This window comes from Autumnicola edwardsiae (assembly GCF_031846505.1).
GTDB lineage: Bacteria > Bacteroidota > Bacteroidia > Flavobacteriales > Flavobacteriaceae > Autumnicola > Autumnicola edwardsiae.
Genome location: NZ_JAVRHP010000115.1, coordinates 1 through 8,543 on the forward strand (window position 1 = coordinate 1; position 8,543 = coordinate 8,543).

Sequence of the window (8,543 nt, forward strand, 5' to 3'; positions counted from 1 at the left end):
ATCGAAAAGTATGCCGGAAAGGGCAAGGAAATCGGGGTAACAGGGAAATTGAAATCCCGAAGCTATGAGGACAACGAGGGTGTGAAACGCTATGTTACTGAAGTGGAAGCCAATGAAATCCTTTTGTTGGGAACGAACAACGGCAATAATTCAGCCGATTAATTTAAAATTAAAGAGGGCGTAACCGTCGAAAGATGCGCCCTCTTCTAATTATTAACCCTTTAAATTAAGTTAATATGAAAACCAAAGTTAATGAAATAACGATAAGTTACAGCGGAAGTTTAAAAGCAAATTCGCTTCCTAAAATAACCTGCTCCCAAAGCGCGGCAGATTTAGCCTACAGCCAATGGAATAAAAGTAATATTGAACTGCACGAAACCTTTAAAATAATGCTACTCAACAATGCCAATAAAGTAAAAGGAATTTATGAGGTGTCCAACGGAGGTATAACAGGGACTTTAGTGGATGTCCGCATCTTATTTGCCGTATTGTTAAAGAGCTTAACAACAGCGGTAATTTTACTTCACAACCATCCGAGCGGAACCTTACAACCCAGTGAAGCCGATAAACGACTGACCCAGAAGATAAAAAAGGCAGGAGAGTTATTGGACATTAAAATTTTAGATCATCTCATACTTACTCCTGATGGTGATTATTACAGTTTTGCAGATGAGGGAATCCTTTAAATTACCTGTTATGATCTATCTCAATTTTTCAGACTTGAACGGGGGAGCCCAGGAACGCCTTTTGGAAAGTTCCAAAAAAGACGTTGAGCAAAAATTTGGTGATGATATTCGGAAGTATGCCAAAGAACATTGCACCAATTTTGATGTCATGATCGAAGAGGAAGCACTACGTAATTTATACAGTTATACCTATGTGTTTAATATTTAAAAATTCACCACAATGAGAATAGAACACCTGAATTATCAGGGGTACATATAATAACTAAAAAGGGAAAATTCGCTGTTACCTGAATTTTCCCTTTGTTCTTTAGACCTTGAAAGGTCTACTGTTTAAATTTAATACTTTTTCTAAAAACAGAAGCTATTTTTTTAAGAAAATTATATCTCATAAGTTGAAAAATACCTATCTTTATTTCGCTGAAATTCAGCATTTAATTTTATGCAGGGGTATCCATTTTTTGACTTTCGCCGATAATCCTGCCCATCGAAAAATTACATAACGGGAAATTTTTTCCCTGAAATTGGCAATGGGCTTTTAGCCAAATTGTACGGAATTTTTGTTCGCCTGTGGCGAACGAAAAGGAGTAGCAAGAGGGTAACACGCGATGCGATGTTAAGCACTCCTTTTCGTTTTCAAAATGCTGATATTCAGCAACTTGAAAATATTGTAATTTCGGAACCCTCCACAATTTGCGACAAATGCCCTGCGAACGCTCATTTTTAGGGAATGATTTGCGACAAATCGGCGAATTATGGACTCATTTATCGGCATTAGGTTCAAAAAGGAAACGGCAAAACGTTTTCAGGAATTTTCAAGAACACACTTCAAATCACACTCCGAAGCAATGGCAACAATGCTTGACTTTTTTTTCTATAATGAGATTTCTCCAATGGAAAAACTAGGACCTACGGGAAGGACAATCGAAGCTTCCCTGAAGAAACGTATTAATGCGGTAATTGCCATAATGCGGGATATGGAAAAGAGCCAGACCAAACCCACAGTGGCAATGTTGGAATGCCTTTTCCAGACCGAGGAATCTAAAAAGAAACCGTTGATTTTGGAAAAGAAAATCATTGAAGAAAAGAAGGAGGTACGCTTTCGGGAAAAGCTAAATGGGAGCAGCGAACTGTAATTTTTAGAGCTATGTACATTACCATCACACCTCAAAAATTAGGGAACAATTACTCGCCAAGTTCAGCGGATTTTGTGGGCTATCTGGAGAAGGAAAACCAAGGTCTGGAACAGGCAGGTATGGAACATTTTTTCAATCAATATGATGATGAAATATCAGCGGATGAAGTTGTAAAGGAAATTGATGGAAATGGCGCCAAACTCAAAAAGACCGAACCGAAATTCTATTCGATTACGGTCAGCCCTTCCAAATATGAACTGAACCGGTTACAGAACAATAGCGAGGATCTAAAAAGATACACCCGTGAACTGATGAAGGACTATGTGGCATCCTTCAATAGGGAAATCAACGGAAGACCGATTAACATCGATGATATAAAATATTACGCAAAAATAGAACACCAACGAACTTTTAAGGGTACGGATTGGCAGATTAGGGAAAATCAACCCTCTGCTACCAAAATATTGCAGCTCAAAACGGAAATCAGAAACATTAAAGAAGGGCGAGCTGAAGGCAATATCAAACTATTGCAGAATAAAGTTGACCGATTGGAAAAGGAAGCCCCGCACCAACAGGACGGGAAGCGAATTGTCCAGGGGATGCCAAAGGCAGGAAATCAAAGCCATATCCATATCATCGTAAGCAGAAAGGATGCATCCAATACCTTCAGCCTTTCACCAGGGAGCAAGCATAAGGCCTCGGAAGTCGAGATGCACGGTAAGAATGTAAAACGGGGCTTTGACCGTGATCAATTTTTTGACCGGGCAGAGAAAACATTTGATAGAACATTCAGTTACCAACGGAACTTTGCTGAGACTTACAGGGCCCGGAAGGATTTTATCAAAAACCCAAAAATCTATTTTGCATCGCTGATGAAATTGCCCATCAATGAAAGGGCGATCGCCTTTAGAATGATGAAAGAAAGTGATATTCCAATGCTACCAAGTATCCCCGTTACACAAGCACAGCTGGCAATGAAGGTATTCAATCGGTTGAGGCGTGGTGTGGACATCGCTATAAAATCAAGTTCAATAGGTATCTAAAGGAAAAACAAATATGCAACTGGCCAATCCTATACATATACTCCTAATTATCATTTTGACAGCTTCAGTATTTTATGGACTGTATCGGTTTTCAAAATATGGTTTTTTCTTAAATACGGTGCTGCTTTTGGGATTGATAACCTATGTATATTATCCGCAGAATACGATAAAAGCAGTACTTTACTTAGGTTGTCCTTTATTGTTGGTTAATACGATATTTTACGTTTTCCTGCATAAAACGGATTTAAAGCAAAATACCTCTGAAAAATATCGGGTAACTTTTAAAACGGATAGGAAAAGTTTTAAAATTGAAAACATCAAACGTGGAGCTTCGATTATTGGGTCTGCCGGAAGTGGAAAAACTGAAAGCGTGGTTTACGGATTTCTAAAACATTTTCAGGAACATAATTTCTGTGGGGTAATTCACGACTATAAGGACTTTGAACTTACCGAAATGGCCTACCCGCTTTTTAAAAATCCGGATATTCCTTTTCGTATAATCTCCTTTGATAAAATCATACATAAGGTAAACCCAATTGCACCCCGGTATCTCGAAAACGAAGAAAGTGTAAATGAGATTTCCCGGGTACTTATTGAAAATCTCTTGGAACAGCGGGAATCGGGAACTACAGGAACTTCTAAATTTTTTAACGATGCGGCTGAAGGTTTGATTGGTGGAATGATCTGGAAACTAAAGACATCTTATCCGCATTTCTGCACCTTACCCCATCTAATCGCTATATATCAATTTTTGGACACCGACAGCTTAATAAAATTTTTAGAGACCAATACGACCTCCAGGGCGATGGCAGATGCATTTATTAGCGGCAAAGATTCCGAAAGACAGACTGCTGGAGTAAAAAGTACCCTTGCCAATGCCCTGAAACGAATAAGCACGCAAAATATATTTATGGCACTTTCCGCAGATGAAGTACCACTTAATATTAATAGCCCGGAAAATCCTGCTGTGATTTCAGTAGTGAACAATCCTAAATTTGAGACCTCTTATTCACCTGTGATTGCCACAATAATTCATACCATCGTTAAACAAATGAGTGTGCGCAATTGTATGCCTTCTTTCTTGTTGATGGAAGAAGCACCAACCATTCGTTTATTAAATATGCACCGAATTCCGGCCACTTTAAGAAGTTATGATATCGCCACAATTTACGTAATGCAGGACAAGATTCAGAACGATATGATGTATGGTGACAAAGCGAGCAAAGCTATTTTAAGTAACCTTTCCTATCAATTTTTTGGGAAAGTTAATGATCCGGACACTGCAAAATATTATGAACGCTTTTTTGAGATCGTAAAAAAAGAAACTACCAGCATCAACCGTGGTTACAGCCTTGATTTTGATACTCGCATTACCACCGGGGAACGTGAAATTCCGAAAATACGGGCAGATGCTTTTTTCCGCTTAAAACAAGGGGAATTTATTACTTATGCGGATGGGGAGGATAAAAAGGTGCAGTTTAAATTACAAAAGATTCAGAGAGCGCTTCCCGAGGAATCAAAGCAAATTACCCTGGCTGATTTAGAGGCTAATTTTGAGCGGGTTTATGCGGAGGCGAAGTCTATATTTAATTAATTTTTTGAATGAGAAATATTGTGGATATATTAAAGGGGGGGTGATTAAATTAAGTGGTAACGTTTTTGTTTTACTTTTGTTTCTTATTGATATCGGGAAGGTCCTAATTTATTTATCCCTTGAATTGATCGAAAAAAATAAAAATGAAAATTCTTGGAAATCTTTTTTATTTCAAGTTTTAATCACTAAAAAGCTGCAAATAATATCATCTTATGAGCGAAAATAACCTTCATAAAAGTTTAATCAGTGAACTGAGCCACCTTATCGAACAGGGTAAGCAAAAAGTAGCGGTACAGGTAAACAGCACAATGACAATGGTATTCTGGCAAGTGGGTAAACGGATTAATGAAGAAATTCTGGAAAATGAACGTGCAGAGTACGGAAAAAATATAGTGCCGACAGTGTCGTCACAATTGAAAAAAAGATATGGGGATAGCTTTGGAACTCGAAATTTAAGAAGGATGATGCAATTTGCCGACATATATCCTGACCTTCAAATTATCGTTCCACTAACACGACAATTGAGTTGGTCTCATTTCGTCGAACTTTTCCCGATTAAAAATAAAGAAGCTCAAACTTTTTATGTCAATAAAATAGCAGAAGAAAGGTGGAGTGTTAGGGAAACACGAAAACAAATTGAACGAAAGGCTTTTGAGCGTAAAGAAATAGCAAACAGTCAGCTTCCCGCTGCAAAATCGGAAATGCAACATTCCTTTAAAGACCCATATTTTTTCGACTTTTTGGGTTTAAAGGAAGGCTATTTAGAAAATGATCTCGAAGCGGCCATCCTTAAAGAATTGGAATATTTTATTTTGGAACTCGGAAAAGGATTTGCCTTTGTAGAGCGCCAAAAGCGAATGATTATCGATGGGGACGATTTTTATTTGGATTTGCTTTTCTACCATCGGAAACTAAAACGATTGGTGGCCATTGAACTCAAAATCGGAAAATTTAAGGCAGCCTATAAAGGTCAAATGGAACTTTATCTTAGGTGGCTCAATAAATACGAAAAACAAGAAGGTGAGGAATTTCCAATTGGCTTGATTCTATGTGCCGAGGCTAGTTCAGAACAAATAGAGCTTTTAGGGATGCAAAAAGATGGAATAATGGTCGCTGAATATTGGACAGAATTGCCTCCCAAAAAAGAATTGGAACAAAAAATACACAATGCGCTAATTGCCGCTCGGGAGCGGATTGCTCGCAAAAAATTGAAATAAATTATTAATAGTTCAAATTGATGAAGTATTCTTTCAGCTAGTACGGCCCCTTATCCCTAGGCCCATTATGAGTAACTTTCCATTGACCATCTTCCTTGACCATTTTAAAAACACCTGGTTTCGGGTCATACGATGTTGAATATTTAACCCAGGCTACCTCGCCTTCGGTTTTCTTATCCACTATCTGAAAATTGGATTCAGAATCTTTATCCTCAGTAAACATTTCTTGTATACTGGAAAGGTTTGCATATCCAGACGCTGTTGTATATTCCTTTAAAGTTGTCTTATCACCGTGATAAAAACTTTCGGCTACGATTTGGGCAGTTTCTGAGGGGGATAAATCCTGTTTTCCTGCACAGGACAGAAAAAATACTACGAACGAAAAAACGGCTATTCTTTTCATAACGATGTTAATTAGGGTTGTTGATAAATCTATGCGATATTTTTAGTTTTAAGTTCCTTTCCCCGTTCTTTTCGTTAAGCTCTAAAACCGTCCTGCGGTCATTGCTTATCGAAAACTTTGGCAGCACATAAACCAATCTTACGGTTTCGTTTTCTGCTACTTTGGAGGGCGAATTATACTTGAAAATTGGCTCTTGATAAAGGCGTTGCAATGATTTCCTTTTACCTTTTTGTCTCGTTTCAACCGAGAGTTTTAAGAAATTCAGATCGTAATCCAAGGTAGATTTATTTTCAATCTGGATTACAAAGTAAAGCTCATCCTTGTCAAAAACAATATTTTCAATGCTCAAAACGATGCCCTCGTTCCGTTTTTTTATTCGGCCAATCCGTTGTTTTCGATCAAGTAGATAGGAACTGAATTTTTGGTAATAATAGACCTCATTTCCTAACTCTTTCTTAGACTCATTTACTTTTGCCGAATCAGCAACAATGGGCTTTTCATTACCGATGCTTTTAGACTTCGGTATAAAATAATTTAGCCTATCAAGCTGTTTCTTATACTTTACAATATACGAAAAAACTGAACCATTTCTATTGACCACCAGAAGATTACTTTCCATTCCCGGCTTTGCCTGGAGCAATCCGAAATACTGTTCTTTCTCGCGATTATAGGTAAACACAAAATTTTCAGATCCCGTAATTCCCTGGCGGATGGGTTGTGGGAAGAATAATGCAACGTTCTTTTGGTCATTAGCATAAATCGTATCGAGTATAATGGGCGTTTGCGCTTTAGTGAAAGCTGTACCACATAGAAATATTGAGATAAGAATAAAATTTTTCATAAGAATGAGTTTTTAAATGCCCATTATGGGCTCATAATTTAGGTTTTAGGAGTAATTTGTAATTGTTGAGCACGGTAACCTTTGCGTTCCGGTGGTTGCGCTGAAATATCTTTTTGAAACCGCTTACCTGTGGTAAGCCGGCAATATTAATGTCGTCCACCATATCACCTACAACTTCGTTGGTGACCTCTGCCCGAAAGTTGTTTTCCACATATATGCCATCACTACCGTCCTGTAGGTCGAAGGCTTTCAACTTTGTGGGATGGTGTTCGATATTCTCGATTTCAATCAACACCCGATTGGGTTGAAAACTGATAAAACCGTAGATTGGAGTGTTTTTTGCAATCTGTTTGCTATTAATGGTAGCGGCTTTGGTCAGGCGCATCCGCAAACGTGAATTGGCCTTGACAACTTGATTGCCATCCACAACTGCATAAATAACGGCATCCGTTGTTCCGTAAATGGAAATATCACTTTCCTTCGGATCAGAGGCAAAGAACAACTGGTGTTCCAACCCCATTTCCTTGGCATTAATTTTTTGTTCAGCCTTTATTTCTGCGGAGTCAACTACGTTTGCGACTTTGGTTACAGCTTTCGTAGCGCTAATATTCTGATAATTTTTTTCGGAATACTTAATTTTCCCTGCGGTGTAAATACTATCCACAATGCGCTCCTTTTCTTTTTCAGGCAAATCCGCATCGTAAAAGCCCAGGGAATCGATCAACTTGTCATCGTAGATGCTTGGCGCGTTGGTTTCACGTACTTCCTTTAAATCATTGATGGCATCCAGTTTGGAATTGTATTCTTTTTGATCCTCTTCGAGTTTTGGAACCGATGTTTCTTTAAGGTTCTCGTTCTCACTTTCATCATCGCCCATTACCATCACGGAATAGGAAATCAGGAATAGTACTATCACGACCAATACGGCCGCAAAGACTATTTTTTTCTTTTCTATCTTCATAATCATTGGTATTTTAATTATCCACCCGCCTGACCGTTGGGCAGGTTATGGATTTTCATTGTTCAGTTTTTTAAGGGATTTCTCGAAATAGTTGGTGACCAATAATCCGTGTGGATTGTTGGGGAAATTCCGATCAACGGCAATAAGGTTTCCGGTGGAAACCAACTCGTACGTATCGATAATCGATCCCCGGTTGATTTCGAAAATGGTAACAGTTCTAAAGCTGTATGTCCCATTCTTTTCCTGGATTTGGGAATCAATGCTGAGCACCTTTTGGATTAATGAATATTGCAACAACCGATTATAGACACCATCGGCCTTTTTTTGACGGTAGAGGTTGTCAACAGAACTGTTCCCAAGCCATAGTGCCTTTTCCAAGTTCTTTTCATAATTGCTTGCATCGATGTTGTAGAAATAATTGTGAAAAAGTTCTAAATGAGCCAAGGCTTCAACTTTAAAATTTTCCTTTTGAGTAACGAGCTTCAAAGGAATGATACTTCCATCAGTATTGATGGCAAAAGCATTGTTCAAGGCTTTTTTATTGATGTCGAATACCATCCAAACGGCAAAAAAGCTGGACAATAAGGAACAGATTACGACGGCCAAGACAATGAACCGGTTTATTCTAAGGACGGCGTAAATATTTTTATAAGGTGTTTTCATTT

11 protein-coding genes are annotated in these 8,543 nt (G+C 38.3%); 7 read left to right on the forward strand and 4 right to left on the reverse strand.

The window, feature by feature from the left end:
* From RM529_RS14980 to RM529_RS15010, 7 genes are all read left to right on the forward strand, one after another.
* Window positions 1–162, forward strand: a 162-nt coding sequence (locus RM529_RS14980) for a single-stranded DNA-binding protein (RefSeq protein WP_311485571.1), incomplete at its 5' end; no start/stop codon positions are given.
* Window positions 163–236: 74 nt separating this feature from the next.
* The gene (locus RM529_RS14985; RefSeq protein ID WP_311485561.1) at window positions 237–686 is read left to right on the forward strand and encodes a JAB domain-containing protein; all 450 of its coding nucleotides are present in this window, start codon (window positions 237–239) and stop codon (window positions 684–686) included.
* Window positions 687–696: 10 nt separating this feature from the next.
* Window positions 697–894 carry a hypothetical protein gene (locus RM529_RS14990; RefSeq protein WP_311485562.1) on the forward strand — a complete coding sequence of 66 codons (198 nt, stop codon included), beginning with the start codon at window positions 697–699 and terminating at the stop codon, window positions 892–894.
* Between the two features lie 544 nt (window positions 895–1,438).
* Window positions 1,439–1,819, forward strand: coding sequence for a BfmA/BtgA family mobilization protein (locus tag RM529_RS14995; protein ID WP_311485563.1), 381 nt, complete (start codon window positions 1,439–1,441; stop codon window positions 1,817–1,819).
* An 11-nt stretch (window positions 1,820–1,830) separates the two neighbouring features.
* On the forward strand, window positions 1,831–2,862 hold the full coding sequence (gene mobB, locus RM529_RS15000; RefSeq protein ID WP_311485564.1) for a MobB family relaxase: 1,032 nt from the start codon (window positions 1,831–1,833) through the stop codon (window positions 2,860–2,862).
* 13 nt (window positions 2,863–2,875) lie between these two features.
* Entirely contained in the window at window positions 2,876–4,456 is a 1,581-nt protein-coding gene (locus RM529_RS15005; RefSeq protein ID WP_311485565.1) for a type IV secretory system conjugative DNA transfer family protein, read from the forward strand.
* A 212-nt stretch (window positions 4,457–4,668) separates the two neighbouring features.
* Entirely contained in the window at window positions 4,669–5,673 is a 1,005-nt protein-coding gene (locus RM529_RS15010) for a PDDEXK nuclease domain-containing protein (RefSeq protein WP_311485566.1), read from the forward strand.
* A 37-nt stretch (window positions 5,674–5,710) separates the two neighbouring features.
* Here RM529_RS15010 and RM529_RS15015 read toward each other — a convergent pair whose 3' ends face one another.
* The 4 genes from RM529_RS15015 to RM529_RS15030 are packed head-to-tail and all read right to left on the reverse strand — an operon-like array spanning window position 5,711 to window position 8,541.
* Window positions 5,711–6,076, reverse strand: a complete 366-nt coding sequence (locus tag RM529_RS15015; RefSeq protein WP_311485567.1) for a hypothetical protein — start codon at window positions 6,074–6,076, stop codon at window positions 5,711–5,713.
* 7 nt (window positions 6,077–6,083) lie between these two features.
* A complete protein-coding gene (locus tag RM529_RS15020) occupies window positions 6,084–6,917 on the reverse strand; it encodes a DUF4138 domain-containing protein (RefSeq protein WP_311485568.1) in 834 nt (277 codons plus the stop codon).
* 31 nt (window positions 6,918–6,948) lie between these two features.
* A complete protein-coding gene (gene traM, locus RM529_RS15025; RefSeq protein WP_311485569.1) occupies window positions 6,949–7,878 on the reverse strand; it encodes a conjugative transposon protein TraM in 930 nt (309 codons plus the stop codon).
* A 45-nt stretch (window positions 7,879–7,923) separates the two neighbouring features.
* Window positions 7,924–8,541 carry a conjugal transfer protein TraK gene (locus tag RM529_RS15030; RefSeq protein ID WP_311485570.1) on the reverse strand — a complete coding sequence of 206 codons (618 nt, stop codon included), beginning with the start codon at window positions 8,539–8,541 and terminating at the stop codon, window positions 7,924–7,926.
* Window positions 8,542–8,543 lie beyond the last annotated feature (2 nt).